The sequence below is a fragment of the Peribacillus simplex NBRC 15720 = DSM 1321 genome (genome assembly GCF_002243645.1).
Taxonomy (GTDB): Bacteria; Bacillota; Bacilli; order Bacillales; family DSM-1321; genus Peribacillus; species Peribacillus simplex.
In genome coordinates this window covers 1,237,437-1,259,838 of sequence record NZ_CP017704.1, presented here as the reverse complement: position 1 = coordinate 1,259,838, position 22,402 = coordinate 1,237,437, and the positions used below count along the sequence as shown (strand labels likewise).

19 protein-coding genes and 1 pseudogene are annotated in these 22,402 nt (G+C 40.8%); 15 read left to right on the top strand and 5 right to left on the bottom strand.

Translation table 11 applies throughout. The annotated features are described in order from the left end of the window. The first annotated feature begins 26 nt into the window (after window positions 1–26). A complete protein-coding gene (locus BS1321_RS05865; RefSeq protein WP_063232112.1) occupies window positions 27–1,043 on the top strand; it encodes an aliphatic sulfonate ABC transporter substrate-binding protein in 1,017 nt (338 codons plus the stop codon). Between the two features lie 205 nt (window positions 1,044–1,248). Here BS1321_RS05865 and BS1321_RS05860 read toward each other — a convergent pair whose 3' ends face one another. Next, on the bottom strand, window positions 1,249–2,187 hold the full coding sequence (locus BS1321_RS05860; RefSeq protein WP_063232111.1) for a DHH family phosphoesterase: 939 nt from the start codon (window positions 2,185–2,187) through the stop codon (window positions 1,249–1,251). A 455-nt stretch (window positions 2,188–2,642) separates the two neighbouring features. On the opposite strand from BS1321_RS05860, the gene BS1321_RS05855 reads away from it, so the two are divergent. The 3 genes from BS1321_RS05855 to BS1321_RS05845 are packed head-to-tail and all read left to right on the top strand — an operon-like array spanning window position 2,643 to window position 5,385. Next, the gene (locus tag BS1321_RS05855) at window positions 2,643–3,830 is read left to right on the top strand and encodes a CaiB/BaiF CoA transferase family protein (RefSeq protein WP_063232152.1); all 1,188 of its coding nucleotides are present in this window, start codon (window positions 2,643–2,645) and stop codon (window positions 3,828–3,830) included. Window positions 3,831–3,844: 14 nt separating this feature from the next. Next, on the top strand, window positions 3,845–5,050 hold the full coding sequence (locus tag BS1321_RS05850; protein ID WP_063232151.1) for an acyl-CoA dehydrogenase family protein: 1,206 nt from the start codon (window positions 3,845–3,847) through the stop codon (window positions 5,048–5,050). A gap of 23 nt (window positions 5,051–5,073) precedes the next feature. Next, complete coding sequence (locus BS1321_RS05845; RefSeq protein WP_048682993.1) at window positions 5,074–5,385, top strand: DUF3870 domain-containing protein; 312 nt, start codon at window positions 5,074–5,076, stop codon at window positions 5,383–5,385. Between the two features lie 508 nt (window positions 5,386–5,893). Here BS1321_RS05845 and BS1321_RS05840 read toward each other — a convergent pair. Then, the gene (locus BS1321_RS05840) at window positions 5,894–6,232 is read right to left on the bottom strand and encodes a hypothetical protein (RefSeq protein WP_063232110.1); all 339 of its coding nucleotides are present in this window, start codon (window positions 6,230–6,232) and stop codon (window positions 5,894–5,896) included. A gap of 22 nt (window positions 6,233–6,254) precedes the next feature. Continuing rightward, window positions 6,255–6,308, bottom strand: a pseudogene (locus BS1321_RS28695) (hypothetical protein); the annotation flags it as partial. A gap of 154 nt (window positions 6,309–6,462) precedes the next feature. On the opposite strand from BS1321_RS28695, the gene BS1321_RS05835 reads away from it, so the two are divergent. Both BS1321_RS05835 and BS1321_RS05830 read left to right on the top strand, forming a co-directional pair. Beyond that, the gene (locus BS1321_RS05835; protein ID WP_063232109.1) at window positions 6,463–7,554 is read left to right on the top strand and encodes a CotH kinase family protein; all 1,092 of its coding nucleotides are present in this window, start codon (window positions 6,463–6,465) and stop codon (window positions 7,552–7,554) included. Between the two features lie 145 nt (window positions 7,555–7,699). After that, window positions 7,700–8,671, top strand: a complete 972-nt coding sequence (locus BS1321_RS05830; protein ID WP_063232108.1) for a TRM11 family SAM-dependent methyltransferase — start codon at window positions 7,700–7,702, stop codon at window positions 8,669–8,671. Window positions 8,672–8,724: 53 nt separating this feature from the next. On the opposite strand, the gene BS1321_RS05825 is transcribed toward BS1321_RS05830, so the two are convergent. Beyond that, window positions 8,725–9,690 (bottom strand): MBL fold metallo-hydrolase, encoded by a 966-nt coding sequence (locus tag BS1321_RS05825; RefSeq protein ID WP_063232107.1) that lies wholly within the window; start codon window positions 9,688–9,690, stop codon window positions 8,725–8,727. A gap of 328 nt (window positions 9,691–10,018) precedes the next feature. On the opposite strand from BS1321_RS05825, the gene BS1321_RS05820 reads away from it, so the two are divergent. After that, window positions 10,019–10,996: a 2-hydroxyacid dehydrogenase gene (locus BS1321_RS05820; protein WP_063232106.1), complete on the top strand. Its 978-nt coding sequence runs from the start codon at window positions 10,019–10,021 to the stop codon at window positions 10,994–10,996. A gap of 380 nt (window positions 10,997–11,376) precedes the next feature. After that, on the top strand, window positions 11,377–12,600 hold the full coding sequence (locus BS1321_RS05815; RefSeq protein WP_094246681.1) for a multidrug effflux MFS transporter: 1,224 nt from the start codon (window positions 11,377–11,379) through the stop codon (window positions 12,598–12,600). Window positions 12,601–12,662: 62 nt separating this feature from the next. On the opposite strand, the gene BS1321_RS05810 is transcribed toward BS1321_RS05815, so the two are convergent. Then, a complete protein-coding gene (locus BS1321_RS05810; protein WP_063232104.1) occupies window positions 12,663–13,448 on the bottom strand; it encodes an SDR family oxidoreductase in 786 nt (261 codons plus the stop codon). Between the two features lie 207 nt (window positions 13,449–13,655). Between BS1321_RS05810 and BS1321_RS05805 the strand changes: the two genes are divergently transcribed. The 7 genes from BS1321_RS05805 to BS1321_RS05775 all read left to right on the top strand — a co-directional run bounded on the left by BS1321_RS05805 (window position 13,656) and on the right by BS1321_RS05775 (window position 22,355). After that, window positions 13,656–14,642, top strand: a complete 987-nt coding sequence (locus BS1321_RS05805; protein ID WP_063232150.1) for a Gfo/Idh/MocA family protein — start codon at window positions 13,656–13,658, stop codon at window positions 14,640–14,642. 100 nt (window positions 14,643–14,742) lie between these two features. Further along, window positions 14,743–15,051, top strand: a complete 309-nt coding sequence (locus BS1321_RS05800) for an iron-sulfur cluster assembly accessory protein (RefSeq protein ID WP_063232103.1) — start codon at window positions 14,743–14,745, stop codon at window positions 15,049–15,051. Window positions 15,052–15,072: 21 nt separating this feature from the next. Next, window positions 15,073–16,194 carry an NADH-dependent flavin oxidoreductase gene (locus tag BS1321_RS05795; protein ID WP_063232102.1) on the top strand — a complete coding sequence of 374 codons (1,122 nt, stop codon included), beginning with the start codon at window positions 15,073–15,075 and terminating at the stop codon, window positions 16,192–16,194. A 318-nt stretch (window positions 16,195–16,512) separates the two neighbouring features. Beyond that, complete coding sequence (locus BS1321_RS05790; RefSeq protein WP_063232101.1) at window positions 16,513–17,922, top strand: glycoside hydrolase family 1 protein; 1,410 nt, start codon at window positions 16,513–16,515, stop codon at window positions 17,920–17,922. Between the two features lie 542 nt (window positions 17,923–18,464). Continuing rightward, window positions 18,465–20,105 (top strand): SulP family inorganic anion transporter, encoded by a 1,641-nt coding sequence (locus tag BS1321_RS05785; protein ID WP_063232149.1) that lies wholly within the window; start codon window positions 18,465–18,467, stop codon window positions 20,103–20,105. An 84-nt stretch (window positions 20,106–20,189) separates the two neighbouring features. Beyond that, on the top strand, window positions 20,190–20,603 hold the full coding sequence (locus BS1321_RS05780) for a MerR family transcriptional regulator (protein ID WP_063232100.1): 414 nt from the start codon (window positions 20,190–20,192) through the stop codon (window positions 20,601–20,603). A 237-nt stretch (window positions 20,604–20,840) separates the two neighbouring features. Beyond that, a complete protein-coding gene (locus BS1321_RS05775) occupies window positions 20,841–22,355 on the top strand; it encodes a carboxylesterase/lipase family protein (RefSeq protein WP_063232099.1) in 1,515 nt (504 codons plus the stop codon). Window positions 22,356–22,402: the final 47 nt, after the last annotated feature.

Here is a 22,402-nt window from a genome sequence, read left to right as displayed (position 1 = left end):
ATAATAGTTCAAAAGGAGAGAAAAATATGCTGAAAAAATCATTTTTTGCCCTTATTCTGTCTGTATTGTTAATTGGAATAGTAAGCGGATGCACTCAAACCAGCAGTAATGATGAAGAAGGAAAAGGTTCGGGGAAAAAATCCGTGAAAATCGGATATTTTCCTAACTTAACTCACAGTGCAACGATCATTGCACTTGAAAAAGGCTTTTTCGAAGAAGAGTTCGGTAAAGATGTTAAGATTGAAACCAAAACAGTGGCCAATGGCGGATTATTCATGGAAGCAATGGCCACAAACGCCATTGATGTCGGAACGGTCGGACCTGGTCCATTGCTTAACTTTTACGTAAAAAACCCTGAATACCACCTGATCTCCGGGGCTGTTAATGGAGGTGCCGTACTAGTGGCTAGCGAGGGCAGCAAGGTTACGGATTTAAAAGATTTGGACGGTAAAAAGGTAGCGATTCCCGTCATTGGGAGCACACAGGATGTCATGCTTAGGAAGGCCCTTCAAGATGTTGACTTAAAACCGACTACAAATGGGGGGACAGTTGAGCTTTATGCGGCAGCACCTGCTGACACAACCGCCCTTTTTGTCCAAAAGTCCGTCGATGCAGCAGCTACCCAGGAACCATGGGGTTATGTATTGGAAAACCAGGCAAAAGGAAAGTTAGTGCTTGACTGGGATCAATTTGCATGGGGAAAAGATTCACCTAACACGGTAGTGGCTGCAAGCCAGAAGTTCTTGGATAAAAAGGGGCTCGCTGCTTCCTATTTGAAGGCGCATGAAAAAGCGGTGAAATTTATTCAAGACAACCCTGAAGAAAGCCAAGAACTGGTTATTAAGCATTTAAAGGAACTGACTGGTAAAGAATTAAGTAAAGAAGAAGTGGCTTCAGCATTTTCACGCCTTGAAGTGACAACTGAAGTTAATGAGCAAGTCATTCAGGAAATGGCCGACATAAGCAAAGAAGCTGGTTATATCCCTACCAGTGATATAAAAGGCATGATCGATTTATCAATTCTTGAAGAAGTGTCCAAATAAATTGAAATAAGCAAGCGCCTCAGTCATCCTGGCTTTGGCGCTTTTTTTGTAATCAGGTAAAGGCCGGAATAATTCCGGAAAAGGTCGAAATAATCCCCAATTTAGGTCGGTTTATTCCGTTGTATTGGACCTGGGAATATAATCATACATATAAACTCGACAGGGAAATGATTGCTGTCATGATAAAGAAATCATGCACATCCTGTTATGGACAGGCTTGATCCAGTGCTTGGATAACTTGATCAACCTCTTCCCAGGAATGGATGGTAGCGCCTGAAGCCAGTGAATGTCCTCCTCCATTGAATTGACGTGCGACTGAAGCGATGGGTATATTCCGTGAACGTATCCTGACACGGGTTTCAGAAGGATATTCGATGAAGAAAGCCCAGATTTTATTGCCCCTTACACTTGATAGCGTATTAACTAAATTCGAAGCTTCGAGTCGATCCACACCATACATTTTTAAAAGATCCTCCGTAATAATGAAGTAAGCTACCCCTTTATCGGTTACCTTGAAGCTCATGAGAATGTCTTTTTGAAGTCGGGAAGCGTTTTTCGCCTTTACATTAAGGTTGTTGTGGATTCTTTCTGGCTGAATATTATAAGTTCTTAAGTGCGAAACAATTTTTAATGTCCTTGGAGTGGTATTCCCATTCATGAAATTACCTGTATCACTAAGTATTCCTGCATAAAAGGATTTAGCCGCTTCTTTATTCATGATAAAGCCTTCTGGAAATTCCAAGAATAAATCAACAAGCATTTCACTGGCAGAGCTATAAGAGGGGTCGACCCAAGAAAGATCACCAAATTGCTCATAATCGGGGTGGTGGTCAATTTTGATTAGCATGTCCCCGTGATCAAATCGGGAATCACTGATCCGTGAAATGTTGGCAGTATCACAAACAATCACTAAGGCACCTTTGTATTTGTTATCGGAAATGACATCCATATCACCAATGAATAGAAGCTTATCCATTTCCTCGCCTACCGCATAGACTTCTTTAGAAGGATAGGAATGCTTCAATAGTTTCTTTAAACCGATTTGTGATCCCAATGCATCCGGGTCCGGATTAACATGGCGATGAATGATAATTGTGTGGTATTTCTTAATCGCTTTGATTATTTCCGCTTTTTTATTGTCCATTTCGCCATCTCCTTTTAATCTTTTCTTTTCTGTCGAGCGATAATTGATAGTATGAAAAATTCATATATTGACAGTTATGCATATTCAATCATCACATGCCTCACGAATAAAGGCAATTTCCGATTACTCTGGATTGAGGGATGTATTTTTATATTAAACGGGAAGTATGCTAAATAGTATTTCAATGGAAGTAATAAAAACAGCTGAACAAAATTATTGCAAAATTCAAACAATGGCTCTATACTTAATTTACCAAACCGATGACAGCAAGTTACCTTGTTGCATGGCCGGCTTGTCATAAATCTGGAATCCATAAAAATTGACTTGGTTCACTTGATCTTCCTTTGCAGGAAGACAGTTCGTGGATAAGGGTCAGTGAAACATCAATGTATGACATTGTTGGTTTTACTGGCTCTTTTTTGTGTATCCCGACAGTTTTTGAAAGGGGTGATGATATGAATGGAGCTTTGGAAGGAGTCAGGATTATCGATGTATCCCGTGTATTGGCGGGGCCGTTTTGTTCAATGATCCTCGGTGATTTGGGTGCCGATGTAATTAAAATCGAGCATCATGAGTCAGGTGATGAAACGAGAGGATGGGGTCCGCCATTCGCCCAAGGAGAAAGCGCTTACTATTTATGTGCCAATCGAAATAAGCAAAGCATGACCTTGAATTTAAAGTCGGAACAAGGGAAAGAGATTTTCCGGAAGTTAGTGGGTTCAGGAGATATATTGATTCAAAATTTCAAGACGGGTACATTGGAAAAAATGGGGTTAGGTTATGAAAATTTAAAGGAATGTAACCCCAAACTGATCATGGCCTCGATTACGGGATTTGGTTTAACCGGTCCTTATAAAGATTTACCTGGCTATGATTATATCATTCAAGCGATGAGTGGTTTGATGAGCATCACAGGAGAAAAAGATGGGAGTCCGGTGAAAGTCGGAGTGGCCATAGCTGACATATTGACTGGCTTGTATACTTGCATTGGCATTTTATCCGCTTTACATCATAGGGATAGAGCGGGGGAAGGACAGGAAATTGATATTTCATTAATGGATTGTCAGGTCTCTTCATTGGTGAATGTCGCCAGCAACTACTTATTCAGTGGCTTGACCCCTGAACGGATGGGAAACCAACATCCCAATATCGTTCCATACCAGACGTTCCGGACAAGCGATGGAGAGCTTGTTGTGGCAGTAGGAAATGATGATCAGTTCAGGAGATTTTCAACCGTTATAGGCAGACCTGATTTAGCCGAGCAGGAACAGTTTAAGCAAAATGAAAAACGTTTGCTTAACAAGGAAGAATTAATACCGATAATAGAGGATTCGTTGAGCGGAAAGACAAAGAAACAATGGAAAAGGCTGTTTGATGATGCAGGGATACCCAATGGTCCGATTAATGATATCGCAGAGATGTTCGAGGATCCACAAATTATCGCAAGAGGCATGTTGGTGAACATGGAACATCCTACAATCGAAGATCTTAGAGTGACGGGGTCGCCCCTGAACCTTTCAAAAACGCCGGTTACGATGAGAAAGCATCCGCCGCTCTATGGTGAGCATACCGACTCCATTTTGGCGGAAATTGGATATAGACCAGACCAAATAAGCAAATTCAAGGAAAATAAAATTATTTAGGAGGAATTTTAATGATGAATTTCGAATTAACAGAAGAGCAGCAAAGTGTGAAGAAAGTGGTAAGGAAATTTGTGGATAAGGAAATTATCCCATATATTCAAGAGTGGGATAGGCAAGGTCAATTCCAGCCACATATTTTAAAAAGGTTAGCGGAATTGCAGTTGATGGGCGTTTGTATACCCGAAGAGTATGGTGGAGTCGGAATGGATTATAATACCCTGGCCATCGTCTGTGAAGAGCTGGAGCGAGGCGATACGGCTTACCGAACTGCAGTTTCTGTACATACAGGGTTGAATAGCATGACCCTGCTGCAATGGGGGACGGAAGAACAAAAACAGAAATATTTAGTTCCCCAGGCAAAAGGGACCAAAATTGGCGCTTTTGGACTGACTGAACCGAATGCAGGGTCTGACGTTGCGGCAATGAAAACAACGGCAAAACGTGTTGGGGACCATTATATCTTGAACGGATCTAAAACATGGATTTCGCTCTGTGATTATGCAGATCATTTCCTCATTTTCGCCAAGACTGATCATGATGCCGGTTCAAGGGGAATCACTGCTTTTATTGTGGAACGGACTTTTGAGGGAGTGGAGTCGAAAGCCATTAAAGGGAAATTGGGTATTCGCGCCGGAAATACAGGTGAAATCTTTTTAACGGATGTAAAAGTTCCGGTGGAGAATAGGCTTGGTGAAGAAGGAGAAGGCTTTAAAATTTCCATGTCGGCATTGGACAGCGGCCGGTTTACAGTTGCCGCAGGTGCTGTAGGATTAATAGAAGCAAGCCTGGAAGCAAGCTTGAAGTATTGCCATGAACGAAGTACCTTCGGAAAAGAGATTGGCAGGCATCAGCTCGTTCAACAGATGATTGCCAAGATGACCGCAAATTTAGAGATTTCAAGATTGCTGGTCTTTAAAGCGGGTACCTTAAAAAATCAAGGAAAAAGGAATACGAAGGAAACATCACTTGCCAAGTGGATATCATGTAATGCTGCTAACGAAGCGGCCAATGATGCTGTTCAAATTCATGGTGCCTATGGCTACTCGGATGAATATCCAGTCGAACGTTTTCTGCGGAATTCAAAAGCACCGGTCATTTACGAAGGAACCCGTGAGATTCATACTGTAATGCAGGGTGAATACACACTTGGCTACAGACAAGATAAAGAGCTTCGTAAGCAATTGCCTGCATGGCCCTTCGAGCAAGTTTCCGTACATTAACTATAGATAGAGGAGATCAGATGATGAACACATACTTTATTGCAGGGCATGCAAAGCTTCCACAAGGGATGGCGGCGAGAAATATATATGATTCCATCACGATCACGGTAGAGCTTGACTTTAAATATGGAGTAATAGTCGAGGCTTCCTGTACACTTGCTACAGAACATGGCAGGGAATTCATTCGTCAACTGCTGCGCGGTTATTGCCTGAAAGATGGTATCGAAGAATTGATTGATCGTGTGCAAATGCATTATCGTGGGAAGGCTGGTCAAGCCATCCAAGCAGGGCTGAAGGATGTGTATGCACAGTTCGAATTGGTCTCCGTTAAATAAGCGAAACTGGAAGGATCCTACCTTATGTATGAGGGTAGGGTCCTTTTTTATAGATTCGGGTACATGGCACATAAATGATGGAGTTGCGGATTTAATGAAAATATTAGTGGAACTGATGTTAACCTGCTGCTGGTATGGCTTCGACAGGATTATGCTAGAGTTGGACTAACAGTAGTAGGCAAGTTTGATATTTTCGGCCAATTGGCTAGTATTTCTCAATCGTTAGCAAATTTAATTGAACAGTAAATTATCTTTAAATGAAATGTTGCAAGAAGAACCTAATTTATTTGTGCGATAATAATATTTCCGATACTAAATTGTCCACTCTCATTATAAATGGCAGTGTTTTTTATTGTTTAAGGAACGGGACATTTGAATGGATTTAACGATCGTGATAATTTTAAAAACACAAAACTCGCCCCTACCTATAGGACGAGTTTGTGTTTTTTTATAGAAATTGGACTTTAAAGTAAAGCTTAATATCCAGTAAAAAAATATTAGTTGTACATTAAAACGGTACCATGAAACTAGAAGCACCTTCTCCGTTTATTGCGAAAGATATTGCCGCAAAGCCAACTGCAGTGGTTGGACGAACACCGGTTTCTGTTGGAGTGCCTTTGTCTGTTGCAAGTGGACCTCCTCCTGCTAGTGCGCCTTTGCGTACGGCAAGTGGACCTCCTCCTGCTAGTGCGTCTTTGCGTACTGAAAGTGGACCTTCTCCTGCTAGTGCGTCTTTGCGTGCTGCGAGTGGACCTCCTCCTGCTAGTGCAACGTTTAGTGCTTCTGCGGGAAGTTCGCCTATTATTGTTTTTTTTACGTGAAGAACGGCCTTTTGAAAATGGGTCATTATACATGAAATCGCCTAACCCGAAGGAATTGGCTCTATCCACCGCATTTTGAATATTTCGAATGATGTCAGACATATTTATATATCCCCCTTTCTATACGTTAAACTATGCGCTTGTACGTAATATGCCAGAGATAATAGCACAATTTTTAATAAAAATTTGTTTTTGGTGACACCCCTCGCTTTTTTTCATAATTTAATATGAAAGTGAAAGGGAAGTGAAGGGTTATATGAATTCTGACAAGAAGCTGCCTGTGTACCAGCTTTTTATTCCACCAGTTAATTTAATGGAACTTCGCAGAGATATATGGTGCAATGATCCTTTACCGGCAAAGTTAACACTTAACAGAAAAAAACTGGATATTGATATTGTTTACCGTGGCTCACATATCCGCGGTTTTCACAAAAAATCCTATAATGTAATCTTTTATAAACCTAATACTTATAAGAATGCCAAGGAAGTTCATTTAAATGCCGAATATAAAGATAAATCTTTACTAAGAAATAAATTATCTTTAGACTTTTTTGCGGATATAGGCACCTTATCACCGAACTCCCAGTTCGTTTTCCTGAATCTGAACGGAAAGGACGAAGGGATATACCTGGAATTGGAATCGGTGGATGAATATTATTTGAAGAAAAGGGGGCTGCCCAAGGGGTCCATTTTCTATGCAGTGGATGGTGATGCCAATTTCTCATTGATGAGCGATTTGGATAAAGGAATCAAAAAATCGTTGGAGATGGGCTATCAAAAAAAATGCGGGACAGCAAAGGATGAATTATATTTACAAGAGTTGATCATTCAGATCAATACAATTTCAAGAGTGGATTTTGAAAAGGAAATCGTAAAATATGTCGATGTAGAAAAGTACCTCCGCTGGCTGGCCGGTGTCATATTCACGCAAAACTTTGATGGGTTCGTTCATAACTATGCCTTGTATCGAAATGGAGATACTGGACTCTTTGAAATGATTCCATGGGATTATGATGCGACATGGGGCAGGGATGTTAACGGGAAAGTGATGGAGGAGGATTATGTGGGAATCGAGGGATTCAATACATTGACTGCTAGAATCCTTGATGTAAGGGAATTTCGTGTACGATACCAAGAACTTCTTAAGGAGATTTTGAACAATCATTTTAACGTTGGCTATATGAAACCTATCATTCAGGAAATGCATGATCAAATAAGACCTTATGTTTCAAAAGATCCATATATCAAGGGAAACAAGGTGAAATTTGATAATGAGCCCGAATTCATCCTGAAATTCATTGAGGCCCGTGCAAAGTATATAAATAGCCGGCTGTATAAATTGGATTAATAATTCCCTTCCTTTAGTGATGGAACATTGAAAAAATAACAGCGGGAGTGTTGAAAGAAAAGCATTCCTGCTTTTTTCTGCACGATTCCATTTGCTTTTCTATACTATTACAGCTATGTTTGATAGAAAGATATAATCTAAAGTAATGAAGGATGGGAATGGATTGACTAAGCATAGCCGCATACCGGCATATATATATACGTTTACATGCAGCCCTGACGAACGCTCATTATCTAAAATGGAGATGCGCTCGTTCTTTGGCTTTGAGACTTCAGGAAATATTTTGAAAAGCGATATAGCTATTGAACCGAGCAGGAGCCCTTTTATAAAAGGACGGGTCGACGTCATGTTTGAAGGGGAAAGCATATCCGAAATCGTTGAGCAAGTGAAGGGTATTTATTTGCCTGATTCGACGTTCAAAGTATTATTCGTGAAAATTAATGATCTGAATAAAGACGCAAAAATAGATTATGATGGACAGCGTGAAATTGAACGTGAGATTGGCTGGCACATTCAGGGGAATGCCGATGTACGTAATCCTGACCAGGTCTTTGGAATCGTGACCTTGGGCGGGCGTTGGTATTTTGGGAAGTATATCAAACCTGAAGCGGTTTGGTTAAAACATATGAAGAAGCCCCGTGAATATTCAACAGCGCTTAGCACAAGAGTAGCGAGGGCCATTGCCAACATAGCCGTTCCACATCCGGATGGAGTGAAGGCAATTGATCCATGCTGCGGAATTGGAACGGTATTGGTAGAAGCCCTGTCGATGGGGATCAATATTGTTGGCCGGGATATCAACCCGCTTGTTACCGACGGTTCTAGGGAGAACATTGCCTATTTCGGACTCGAAGGTGATGTAACTACAGGTCCGATTTCGGAGGTCACCAGTAAATATGATGTAGCGATTATCGATATGCCTTACAATTTATATACACATGCGACGCCGGAAGATCAGCTATCGATCCTTAAACATGCCAGGGGCTTTGCTGACAAGGTCGTCGTCGTAACGATCGACACGATGGATCATATGATTAAAGAAGCAGGGTTTGAAATTGCTGATCGATGTGTGGCCAGGAAAGGCATTTTTTCCCGAGAGGTTGTAGTGTGTGTCTGAGTTTCGTCAGCAAGAAAAGGCTGAAATCTTTAATGATTTCAGCCTTTTTGATGTCATTTAGCTTGATAATGAACTACATTTTCAACGAGTTGTTTCTTGACCTTCCCCTGATATTCTAAATAATCCAAATGGCCGATGATTTCTGACATGACGAGCGGGAATTCTGCTATATACTTTTGTTTGTAAAATTCCTTAGCCAGTTCATTGCCTGTAGAAATTCCGGTTTCTATCAAGGTCAGGAGTTTTTGTGATTTTCTCTCTATGCTGTTGAGTCTTTTTTCAATCAGATTACCAGGTTGTTCAATGATGTTACCATGACCAGGAAAGAGGAGATTCACCTGTAATGCTAAACATCGTTTTAATGAATCGATATGATCTACAAGAGTCAGCATTCTATTACCGTTTTCATCTGGTTCGATCAAGGCATTGCTTGATATATGTTCAATCAATAAATCACCAGCAAGAAGCCGGTTCCCTTCTTGGTCAAGGAAAGCAATTTGATCCGGGGCATGCCCGGGAAATTCGATCACTTCAAAATTCAGCCATTGTTTTTCCGTGATTGCGATGATGTCACTATTCAATTTTTGATCTTTATTATTATCGACCGCGTTGAATAGGTAGGCCACTTGTTTATCTCCAAGTTCACCACAGCCCATCTCAAGGTATAGCTGCTTATAAAATTCAATTCTCATACTTAAGAAGTCAGGGTCCCTTTTTAAACGGGGAATGGATTTAGAATGTGCATAAACGGGAATCGGATGGAGTTCGGTAATCCGGTTGACCAACCCAACATGGTCCCCATGGTGATGGGTTAACAAAATTTCCGTGATATTTCCAACCGTAAATCCATTTTCCTTTAATGTTTGCTGCAGTGCATTCCAGCAGACGTCATCATTCATACCTGCATCGACTAATGTTAAAGATTCATCCTGTTTAACTAAATAAAAGTTTATACTTTTTAAAGATAAAGCGCTTGGAGCTATAATTGGATAAATTTTAAATGTTGTATTCGTTTTCATGAACGTCCCATATCCTCCTAAATCGAGATAAACTTCATCTGGAAAATTGCGATATTACTAATGACCGAATAGATTTAAAGGGTTATTATTCTATGATTAGTTGAATGAACTGAAACTGTCAAGCGGAAGCTTCCAGGCAATCGAGAAATTTAATAGTAAGATTGATTGGAAATGGATGGTCTATTTATCTAGTTTAATTTAAAATTAAATAAACAAGCCAGTAATTTTTCCAATATTCTTATAATTAATTGTTGTGTAATGAAAACTGAAGGCGACGAATGGTGCAAGTATGCGTTCCATGGAAAGAAACGGTATAGGAGGTTATGGTTTGAAGCCAAAAATTTATATAACAAGGAAATTGCCAGAACAAATCATCGAAGGTCTTAGTCGGAAATATGATGTCAGGATGTGGGATCAAGAAAATATACCGGTCCCTAGAGAAGTCCTTGAAGAAGAAATAAAAGAAGTCGAGGGGCTGCTTTGCTTATTGACGGAACAAATCGATGAGTCACTGATTGAACAGGCGCCTAATCTGAAAATCATCGCGAATATGGCAGTGGGCCATAATAATATTGATGTTCAAAGTGCAATAAAACGGGGCATCATGGTAACGAACACACCGGGGGTTTTAACGGAAACGACAGCTGATTTAACCTTCGGCTTACTGCTTGCAACGGCAAGAAGGATGATGGAGGCAGAAGATTATTTAAAGAGTGGAAGGTGGGAAACATGGTCGCCGATGCAGCTGACTGGACAAGATGTACACGGTGCAACGCTGGGTATCATCGGATTAGGCAGGATTGGCGAAGCCCTTGCAAAAAGAGCTAAGGGATTTGATATGAACTTAGTTTATTTTAATCGAAGCCGTAAATATGAACAGGAAAAAGAATTAGGAATCGAATATCAGCCCCTTGGAAATTTGCTCCAAATCTCGGATTTCGTTTGTGTCATGCTGCCGCTCACACCGGAAACCGCTTATATGATTGGCAAGGAACAGCTGGAATTAATGAAAGAGACGGCTGTGCTCATAAATACCGCGAGAGGCGGGATTATCGATGAAAAAGCGTTGTACCAGGCGCTGGAAAATCGAGAGATTTGGGCGGCTGGATTGGATGTATTCGAAGAAGAGCCCGTCCCTGTGGACCACCCGCTGCTAACATTGCCCAATGTAGTAACTTTACCGCATATCGGGAGTGCTAGTATTGCCACAAGATTGAAAATGGCAACTCTTGCTGTACAAAACTTGATGGAGGGATTATCTGGTGATACTCCCCGTAATTTAGTATTGTTGAATAAATCAAAATGACCCTAAAAGGGGGTTCGGAATGGAAAACAACTGGCACGTTTTTTTAAGAAAAAAATGCAAGCAAACTCGCTTTCTTCGAATTTGTCTACAGTCTGAAATGACCCCAAAATGGGGTCATTTTTTATGGGGAATTGTTTGGAACTTTAATAGTTTTTCTTTGGTTCGAAGTATCTTCAAATATATTTCCTGATTTAAGATTTGTCCTTTTTAGAAAATTTCCGAGTTTTGAAGCATTACTTAATTGAGTGCTGGAGGGAAGAATCCAATTCAAGGGAAGCATACTTATCGTAAATTGTTCGGATCTTTTGTAAAATAAAGAAAGTCGAGTTTTATTTAGGAAAAACAATTAGTTGAAAGGGATAGGGGTAATAATGATTGAAATGAAGGAATCGATATCATCAGGCAACGAAATGACTAAATCCAAAAGGCTGTTGATGGCTCTTATGCTGGGATCTTTTGCAGCGATTGGACCACTGTCACTTGATATGTATTTACCAGGTCTCCCTACACTGGCAGAGGATCTGAAAAGCAGTACGTCTTTAGCGCAGCTGAGCTTGACTGCCTGCTTGTTAGGATTGGCTTTAGGCCAAATTTATTTAGGGCCGCTAAGTGATGCAAAAGGAAGGCGGACACCGTTAATCATATCTTTATCCATTTATTGCATTTCATCTCTATTATGCGCTTTTGCTCCAACCATTGAATTGCTTTTATTATTACGTTTTATCCAAGGTATTGCGGGAGCGGGAGGCATTGTCATTTCAAGAGCCATAGTTCGTGATCTTTTTTCAGGAACGGATTTGACCAAGTTCTTCTCCATGTTAATGCTAGTGAATGGGGCGGCACCGATATTGGCTCCGGTTTTTGGTGGTCAACTTTTGCAGTTTACTTCGTGGCCGGGAGTTTTCGTTGTCATTTCAGTATTAAGTATCATTATGGTTGCGGCTGCATTTTTTGGGATAAAGGAAACTTTATCATCTAATCTCAGGAGTGCCGGTGGGGTAAATGATACTATCAGGACATTTGGGAACTTATTGAAGGATCGTGTGTTTATGGGCTATGCTTTTTCACAAGGGTTCATAAGTGCCGCTATGTTCGCTTATATTTCCGGATCGCCTTTTGTTCTTCAGAACATTTATGGGGTTTCCCCACAGACCTTCAGCCTGATCTTTGCAATAAACGGAATTGGGATCATCATCGCTTCACAAGTTGCCGGGAAGCTGGCAGGGAAGGTTAAAGAAGAAAAACTTCTTCAAATGGGATTATTTCTAGCTTTGTTTGGGGGAATATTACTTCTTGCCTCAGTCCTTCTCGAAATTGGGTTGGCAGGAATCTTGGTCGCTTTATTCCTCTCCGTCTCCAGCGTCGGTATTGTCGGTACAACGAGTTTTTCTTTAGCGATGCAAAATCAGAAAAAAACTGCAGGCAGTGCTTCGGCTTTAATTGGCTTGCTTCCCTTCATATTGGGATCACTAATGGCTCCCCTGGTGGGATTAGGTTCAGGTGAGTCACCCTTGCCGATGGGAATTGTGATGGTAAGTTGTCATGTCATTGCCATGTTCGCTTATTTACTCCTTGCCCGTCGTGGGTTAAGGCGAGTTGCTTAATAAGGAAAAGCTGAAATCCTGATGTGGATTTCAGCTTTTTCCTTTAAGGGGGGAAGTATGAATCATAATAGTGATTCTGCTCCATCGATATAAACTTCCGTGCCCGTAACATGGGAAGACATGTCTGATGCTAGAAACAATACGAGATCACCAGCTTGTTCGGTAGTCCCCGCTTTCTTCGCCAGGGGCTGTGAGCCTTGCGGATATTCAATGGGAATCCTGATTTTTTTTAAGTTTTCATCTTCCGGGAATGTGTTATCGTGAATGTTCGTATCGATGGAGCCGGGACAAATGGTATTTACCCTGATTTTATATCTTGCCAATTCGAGTGCAGCCATTTTTCCGAAAGCGACTTGACCAGCTTTGGATGAACTATAAGCGGAAAAACCAAAATTCTTGAAATATCGATTTCCATTGATGGAGCTGTTGATTACGATGCTGCCACCCGTTTCCTTCATGTAGGGAATGGCGTATTTGATGGTGAGAAAGGTGCCTTTGAGGTTAATGGTATGTGTCTGATCCCAATCTTCTGGCTTTATATCTTCTATAGGGGCAATCACTCCGTTGATGCCTGCGTTTGCAAATACAAAATCAATTTTCCCAAAATGTTCATAGGCCAACTTGTAGGCTTGTTCAACTTGCTCAGCCTTGGAAACATCCGTTTTAATGATTAAAGCCTCTCGACCAAGGTTTTCCACTTCTTCCTTCACTTTTTCGGCATTTTCGACTGTTCGGTCAAAAAAGATGATGTTTGCGCCGTTTTCAGCTAATTTCAGTGCCGCGCCCCGGCCAATTCCCGAGCCTCCACCGGTAATGATGGCAACTTTGTTTTTCATTAATTCTGTCATAAACTTCACACGCTCCTTTTAAGTCTTCTTTTCCCATTTAGGGAGTATGTAGAAACATCATGGCAGTGGTAATATAACAAAATTATAAACGAATATTACCTAAAAAATCCAATTTAAACAGTTGCAAGTGTTCATTATACTTTGTTTTTCAGTGAAATGTCTGTATATTGAGGACATAATTAAGTTCACTTGAAAGGGGATAGGATGTTGATAAGATTAGGAGTAATAGGTACAAATTGGATCACGGAACGATTTTTGGAGGCTGTAAAGCATGTAGAGGATTTATCATTAACCGCCGTGTATTCACGTACAGAAGAGAAAGCAAAAGAATTTGCCAATAAATACGAAGTACATACGACTTTTACGAATTTAGAAGCTATGGCCGCCAGCGATGAAATCGACGCTGTATATATAGCAAGCCCTAACTCACATCATTGCAGGCAAGCAGTTTTGTTTTTACAAAATAAAAAACATGTATTATGTGAAAAACCAATGGCTTCAAATGCGGCAGAAGTAATGGAAATGATTGAGGCAGCAAAACAAAATGATGTGCTATTGATGGAAGCGATGAAATCGACCATCATGCCGAACTTCGAAAGTATAAAGGAGAATCTGGATAAAATCGGGAAGGTACGACGTTTCTCGGGAAGCTTTTGTCAATATTCATCACGATACGATTCGTATAAACAAGGCACTGTGCTGAATGCATTCAATCCTGAATTCTCCAGTGGCTCTTTAATGGATCTAGGTATTTACGTCCTCTATCCACTTGTAGTTCTGTTCGGTAAACCAAATAAGGTGCAGGCATCAGGAACGATGCTTGAATCAGGAGTTGATGGGCAGGGGACGATTCTGCTTTCCTATGATGAAATGGAGGCAGTCGTCATGTTTTCCAAGATTACTGAATCCAATTTGCCATCGGAAATTCAAGGTGAACTTGGAAGCATCATCATTCAGAAAATTTCAGGACCGCAAGCGGTGGATATTCAGTATCGGGATGGAACCACTGAAAATATTTCAGTTAATCAGGACATGCCTACCATGTATTATGAAGCGAAAGAATTTGTTGAATTGATACAGCAGGGGAAAATGGAGTCCGATATAAATTCATATTCAAATTCACTGTTGACTATGGAAATCATCGATGAGGCAAGAAAGCAAATCGGCATCGTCTTTCCGGCAGACCGATTATAATTGGTCATGGCCAAGTAGGAAGGGTATAAATGGATGTTACTGATACCCTTTAATTGGGTAGAATTTATACATGGATAATTTTATTTTTGGAGGAATGGACATGAAATGCAAAATTAATCGTAATGCAGCTAAGGTCTTACAAAAAATGCTGAGCACTGAAGAAGCCGAAGGGAAAATGATTCGTGTATATATCACCCATATGCATGGTGATCATGCCCATTATGACATGAAACTAGATACTCCGACTGAACATGATGAAATCGTCAAAACAGATAAAGATATCGATATTTTACTTGATTCACGTGAAGAATTTCTGGATGGTGTTTGGATTAAATATTTTTATGTACCTGAAGAAGGCTTTGAAATCACGAACCCTTCTAAAGAACCGCACGGACATCATCACCATTAAGAGTAAAGGGGGAGGATTGGCATGAATCAAAAATACGAAAAGATCTTTCAACCATATATATTTCCATCAGGGGTAGAAGTGAAAAATCGTATCATGATGGCTCCTATGACCACTTATTCTTCGGATGATCAAGGCGTTGTAACCGATGATGAACTGGCCTATTACGCTGAACGCTCGGCTGGTGTAGGCGCGGTGGTCACTGCATGTGCCTATGTATCTGCTGGAGGCAAGGGATTCCCGGGCCAACTTAGTGCAGATGACGATTTCTTTATCCCATCCTTGAGAAAACTAGCTGAAACGATTCAGTCAAACGGGTCAAAAGCGATTCTGCAAATATATCATGGAGGCCGGCAAAGTCCGCCGGAATTATTGCCTGATAACCAACCTGTATCTGCAAGTGCCATTGCTTCCAGCGAGGAAGCACCTGTACCGCGGGAAATGAGTGAAGATGAAATACAAGACGTTATTAAGGCATTTGGCGAAGCAACAAGAAGGGCCATCGAAGCAGGATTCGATGGTGTGGAAATCCATGGTGCCAATACGTACTTGCTTCAACAATTCTTCTCGCCGCACTCGAACCGTCGTACGGATAACTGGGGTGGAACACTGGGAAAACGATTGATTTTCCCGCTTACCATTGTGAATGAAGTCGAGAAAACGGTTGCTGAGCATGCGAAAAAGCCGTTTATCATCGGCTACCGCCTTTCTCCTGAAGAAGGCAGCAATCCTGGAATCACTTTAGATGATACGATCCAATTCGTTGATAGATTAGCGAATCAAAATCTGGATTATCTACATATATCGGTAGGTCACTTCTGGAATGGCTCATTCCGTGAGAGTGATAGGACAAAGTCGCGCATCGTTAAAATTTACGATAAAGTAGGTAATCGTATCCCGGTGGTCGGTGTAGGATCACTGCATACACCCGATGAAGTTGCAGAAGCTATGGAAACGGGTGTCCCTTTTATCGCCCTTGGCCGTGAACTTCTTATGGAACCGCATTGGATTGAAAAAATCAGGTCTGGAAAAGAAGCGGAAATACGGACTACCCTCTCAAAAAAAGATCAGGATGAATTGGTCATTCCAGATCCGCTTTGGGAAAAGTTGATTCAGATAAAAGGTTGGCTCCCGGTTGTGGAGTGATTAGCAACATCTTGAATATGTGTAACCCGTCCTCCAAAGGTGGACGGGTTTTGTATGTGTTCATATGAAACTAAAAAAAGAGATGTAAGTTATTCTTCTTTTGTTAAAAAGAGAGATTGATTCAGCAGAATTAATGTCCTTTATTTTAGTATTGATTCTGGATTTAATCATTCTATGATAGTGAATACTATCTTTAATGCTTATGTTTTACAAATAGTCAAATATGAATTAAAGTAATATAATCAAAGAAATTTGTACCAATGAATAAAATATATTATTATCAATTTAATAAGCGGGTATGAAAACGGAGGGGTATTAATGAAGTTTCCACACGATTTTTTATTCGGAGCTGCTTCTGCTTCTTTTCAAATAGAAGGAGCATGGGATGAAGATGGTAAAGGTATAACGAATTGGGATGTCTTTTCAAAGATTCCGGGGAAAACATATGAAGGTACAAACGGGGATGTAGCGATAGACCATTATCATCGTTACAAAGAAGATATTAAATTAATGGCAGAGATGGGACTTGAATCATATCGGTTTTCCATTTCATGGGCACGTATTTTGCCAACAGGTGACGGGGAAGTAAATGAAAAAGGCTTGGAATTTTATAATAATGTTATTAATGAATGCTTAAAATATGGGATTGTTCCATTTGTTACGCTGTATCATTGGGATTTGCCTTTGACGCTTGAACAGGATGGGGGATGGACGAATAAGCGAACAGCTGAAGCATTCGTTAAGTATGCCGAAATTTGTTTTCGCGCATTCGGAGACCGCATCAAGCATTGGATCACGTTTAATGAAACGGTTATGTTTTGCGGTTTGGGCTATTTAAAAGGAGCGCACCCGCCTGGAATCCAAAACGATGAAAATAAATACTTTCAAGCGACACATTACGTTTTTTATGCACATGCAAAAGCGATAGAGGTATACAAGGCACTGAATCATTACGGTGAAATTGGAATTACCCATGTATTCCTGCCAGCCTATAGTATTGATGACAAACATGAGAATGTATTAGCTGCTCGGCATGCCAATGAATATGAAACTTTTTGGTATTATGACCCAATTTTAAAAGGGGAATATCCATCTTACGTGGTTGAGCAATTAAAGGAGAGAGGCTGGACACCAAGTTGGACCGAAGAAGAACTGGATACGCTAAAAAGAAATGCGGAGAAAAATGATTTTATTGGACTCAACTATTATCAGCCCATTCGCGTGGAAAAAAATCGGGAAGCCGTTTCAAACATGGAGCATTCAAGAGAAACATCTACTCTAGCTCCAGGAAATCCGTCTTTTGATGGCTTTTATCGGACCGTAAAAATGGAAGATAAAACATATACAAAATGGGGCTGGGAAATCTCACCTCAAGGATTTTTAGATGGACTGCATATGTTAAAAGAACGTTATGGTGATATTAAAATGTATGTTACAGAAAACGGACTTGGTGATGAGGATCCGATTATCGATGGTGAAGTAGTGGATGTTCCCTGTATTAAATATATTGAGGAACACTTAAAAGTGATTAAGCGTGCAATCAAAGAAGGCATCCATTTAAAAGGGTATTACGCATGGTCTGTCATTGATCTATTAAGTTGGTTAAACGGGTATAAGAAGCAATACGGATTTATTTACGTGGATCATCATGATCAGTTAAACCGAAAAAAGAAGCTCTCGTTTCATTGGTATAAGCATATTATCGAGACGAGAGGAGAAGAGCTGTAAACTGAAAGAAAACCTCTTGATTTTATCAAGAGGTTTTGCGTATATAGAGTCTTGAGTTTTTGTCAGAGCATGTTTTGAGCAATCTTTCTCAAAACATGCTTTTTTTATTGGTCATTAATCAATGTTTCCGGTATGGGGAATTAGTCCAAAGTTCAAACCTCCTGATTCGTAGTCTGAATCTCCGGCTTCAAATTAACTAGACTGGAAGTATGGTCCCGGATTGTAATATGCATGTAAAAATATCCGAAAAAATGTAAACAAATGTTTACATTGCTAACAATGTACAGTTTTACGTTTTACTGTATAATGTTGAAGCGTGGTCGAGACCATGTCAAATAACTTAACATAAGGAGATTACATATGACGATTATTTCTTAGTTATGAAAAGTCCCCCGTATGGTTTGTCCCGTTGGAAAAATATCCTCAACAATAGTTAGATTAATTTCGATCAAGCAACTCCCTCTAAAATGAAAGAATGTCATTTTTCCTGATGATGGTAGATCCCAACTTAAAAAACGACTAAGGATGTGAGTTTGAAAAAGATGATAAAAGATTCTAGATTTCAAGGATATAATATGAAGGGTTTTCAAAAGGACGTAACGGCAGGATTGGTCGTAGGTGTTGTAGCCATTCCTTTAGGATTGGCTTTTGCAATTGCTTCAGGCGTCGAACCGATATACGGGTTATATACGACCATCATCGCTGGAATCCTCATATCGATTTTGGGTGGCTCCAAGTATCAAATTGGAGGACCGACCGGGGCATTTGTTCCTTTATTATTTGGAATCGTTATGCAATATGGGTATGAAAGTCTGCTTATTGCCGGGTTTTTAGCGGGGATGATATTAGTCTTGATGGGTCTTCTTAAGTTAGGCAATTTGATGAAGTTCATTCCCCGTCCAGTCATCATTGGATTTACAACAGGAATTGCGATAATAATCTTTTCAGGGCAAATTGCCAACTTCTTTGGTATGAAAGTGGAAAAACATGAAGCGTTCATGGATAACATGAAGGAACTGGTGATTAAAGCAGACACGATCAATATATATAGTGTGATTGTTGCGATTATATGTTTTGTCGTCATACTGCTGGCACCTAGACTTCTGCCACGAGTGCCAGGACCGCTTCTGGGTCTGCTAATATCAACAATGGCAGCTTACCTTTTATTTCCCGATAAGGTGGCTACGATTGGTTCCACGTATGGAGCGATTCCGAGAGGTTTTCCGGAATTCCAAGTGCCGGAGCTTTCAGTGGAAGTCATTATCACACTCCTTCCCGTTGCTTTTACAATTGCCTTGTTAGGCGGTGTCGAATCATTGTTATCCGCTACCGTGGCCGATAACATGGGGGGAACCAAGCATGATAGTAATAAGGAATTGGTTGGGCAGGGAATCGCGAACATCGCGACCCCATTTTTCGGCGGGATACCTGCAACAGGTGCTATTGCCAGGACAGCTACCAATATAAAAAGCGGGGCAGTCTCCCCGATGTCCGGAGTCATTCACGGAATTGTCGTTTTACTGGTTTTGCTAGTACTTTCTCCATATGCAGAGCACATACCTTTGGCTAGCATGGCACCCATATTGATGTTTGTTGCCTGGAATATGAGTGAAAGAAAGGAATTCGCTCATGTATTGAAAACGAAGACGGCAGATTCTGCGGTTTTGCTAGTCACCTTCCTCGTCACTGTCTTCACTGATTTAATCATGGGAGTGGGAATCGGCTTATTGATTGCATTCATCACCTTCATTGCAAAAATGAGCCACACGTTAAAGGTTAGGGAAAGAAGTCATGAGATTACTGAGATTGTTCCAATTGATAATTCGGATTCAAAGATCAATGTGTATAACTTGGAAGGTCCCCTCTTCTTTGGTTCGATAGACGTCCTGGAGTCATCGATATTGGCAAACTTGGATAATAAGACGAAAGTGTTGGTATTGAGCATGCACCGGGTAACATATATGGACACTTCAGCAGAGGCTGCACTATTGGCGATTGTTAACCGCATCGGAAACTATAAGGGGAAATTAATCATTTCCGGAATCCAGCAGCAACCAAAGGAATTGTTACTCAGCACTGGTTTGTATCATAAAATAGAAAAACAGCATTTTTTTAAATCGAAGGAAGATGCCCTGTATTTTGCCAAGAAGCAGTTGAAGGGCAATTCGGATAAAGTAGTCTAATAGATTCATCCTCGAGGTCACCTTATAGGATAGTTATGTTATAGTATCGTTAACAGTAGAATTTAAAAGAAGGTGACTATCTGGGTGAATATATATCGGATTGGCCAGCTTGCTGAACTTGCGAATGTTTCGAGAAGAACCATTGACTATTACACACAATTAGGAATGCTGAACTATGAAAAAACTGGGTCAAGATATCGATATTACACAGAAGATGCTTTAAATCGTCTTCAAATGATTAATCGGTATAAAGAACAGAATATGCCGTTGACTGAAATCAAGGAACGGTTACTTGTCTGGTCTGAAGCCACTGTTGATTCTGAGCAAGTGCTCTTGATGGTGGACAAGATATCTACAGACCTTAAAGGACTGGAGAATGAATTGCTTGAATTAAAGCCGTTACTGGAACAGCTCGATGAACAGCAATTAACATATGCTGCACAACAGCTTTCCGTTCGGGGCAGCTCTTTATTGAGCATCATTGCCATGCTCACCTAAGCTTTTTGCCGACTTCAACAAAAAAGACCTGATTGGGTCTTTTTTTGTTGAACTGGTCATTTGAAAATCTAAATCCAATTACGATTCAAACTCATAATCTGAGCTTTATATACGATAGCGGTACTTTATTTTGGCTGATCAGATCATATAGATCTTTTTTCGATAAAGATGAAGGATATAAGGGAATGGAAAAAGAAGAACTTAAGTATCTACTACTATATGAAGAGGTGAAAAGGAATGATTGGATCAATAGTAACGACGGTAAAAGGACATCTTCAAGGTACTATGGAAAACGATATATGCGTTTGGCGTGGAGTCAGGTATGCGAAAGCGCCGATTGATGGTCTGCGTTTCCGCTCACCGGAGCCAGTTGATAATTGGAGCGGTGTCATGGATGCGGTGGATTTTGGTCCCATACCCCCGCAGCCGATGGATCGGGCGGTAAGAACAGGAATGGCCGGAAATGAAAAAATGGATGAGGATTGCTTGTTCCTGAATATTTGGTCGCCTAGAGCTGATGATAAAAAACGCCCGGTCATGGTGTGGATTCCTGGAGGAGCATATATAACGGGAGCTGGATCCCTTGATATGTACAATGGACACTTACTGTCAAAAAATGGAGATGTAGTAGTGGTAAGCATCAACTATAGACTGGGGGCACTAGGATATCTGGATTTTACCGAGTTGGCAGGTAATGGGGAAATATTTGAAACCAATTTAGGTTTACGTGATCAAGTTGCGTCTCTGAAATGGGTTAAAGAGAATATAGAAGCGTTTGGCGGCGACCCTGAAAATGTTACGATATTTGGTGAATCAGCTGGAGGTAATGCGGTGACGACTTTACTTACTGTTCCTTCAGCGAGAGGTCTTATTAAACAGGCCATTGCAGAAAGTCCTGCTCCAACATCTGTTTATGGAAAAGGATTTGCGCGCCAATTCAGTGAAAAGTTCCTTGAGATATTGGGCATTGGAAAGAATGATATCCACCGGTTAAAAACACTTCCAGCTCAAGAGATTGTCGCGGCCTCCTACCAACTCTTACAGGAAAATTCACAGGCCATGCCGGGCTCACTATCATTTGGACCTGTCGTAGATGGTGACTTCCTGCCCGATTATCCACTCGATTCGATTCGATCAGGAAAAGCAAAAGGAATATCCTTGCTTATAGGAACAAATAGGGATGAAGCGACGTTATTCGACCAGATGGATCCCCCGTTAATCCCAACCAATGCGGCGATGATTCATAAAATGTTCGAAAACACTGATCCAGAGGCGAAAGAGCGAATTACGAATGCTTATATAAATTACCCAGAAAAGGAAGCTGTGCTTGGCATTGGCCGTGATGCGACTTTCCATATTCCCTCGGTTTGGTATGCGGAGGCATACAGCCGCTTTGAAAAAACATGGATGTACCGTTTTGATTATAAAACGGCGGCAATGCGCATAAGTAAATTAGGGGCGACGCATGGTATGGAAATTCCTTTTGCCTTCCAGACTTTCGACTCTGCATTGGGGAAACGGATTACTTCATATGGTTCCAGGCCAGCTGCCCTAAAGGTTTCCCATAGAATACAGGGCCATTGGGTCAAATTTGCGAAACATGGAAACCCCAATCCCCCGGAAGGCGAAATCTGGCCGAAATATGATGAAACGAACCACTACACAATGATTTTTGATAAAAAGGATTATATTGAAAGAGATCCTAACAGAATGATAAGGTTGGCATGGGAAGGGGTAGGGATTTACAAGTGAAAAATAATGGAATGGAGGAAAGCGAGGAGAACACGGATATCAATAAT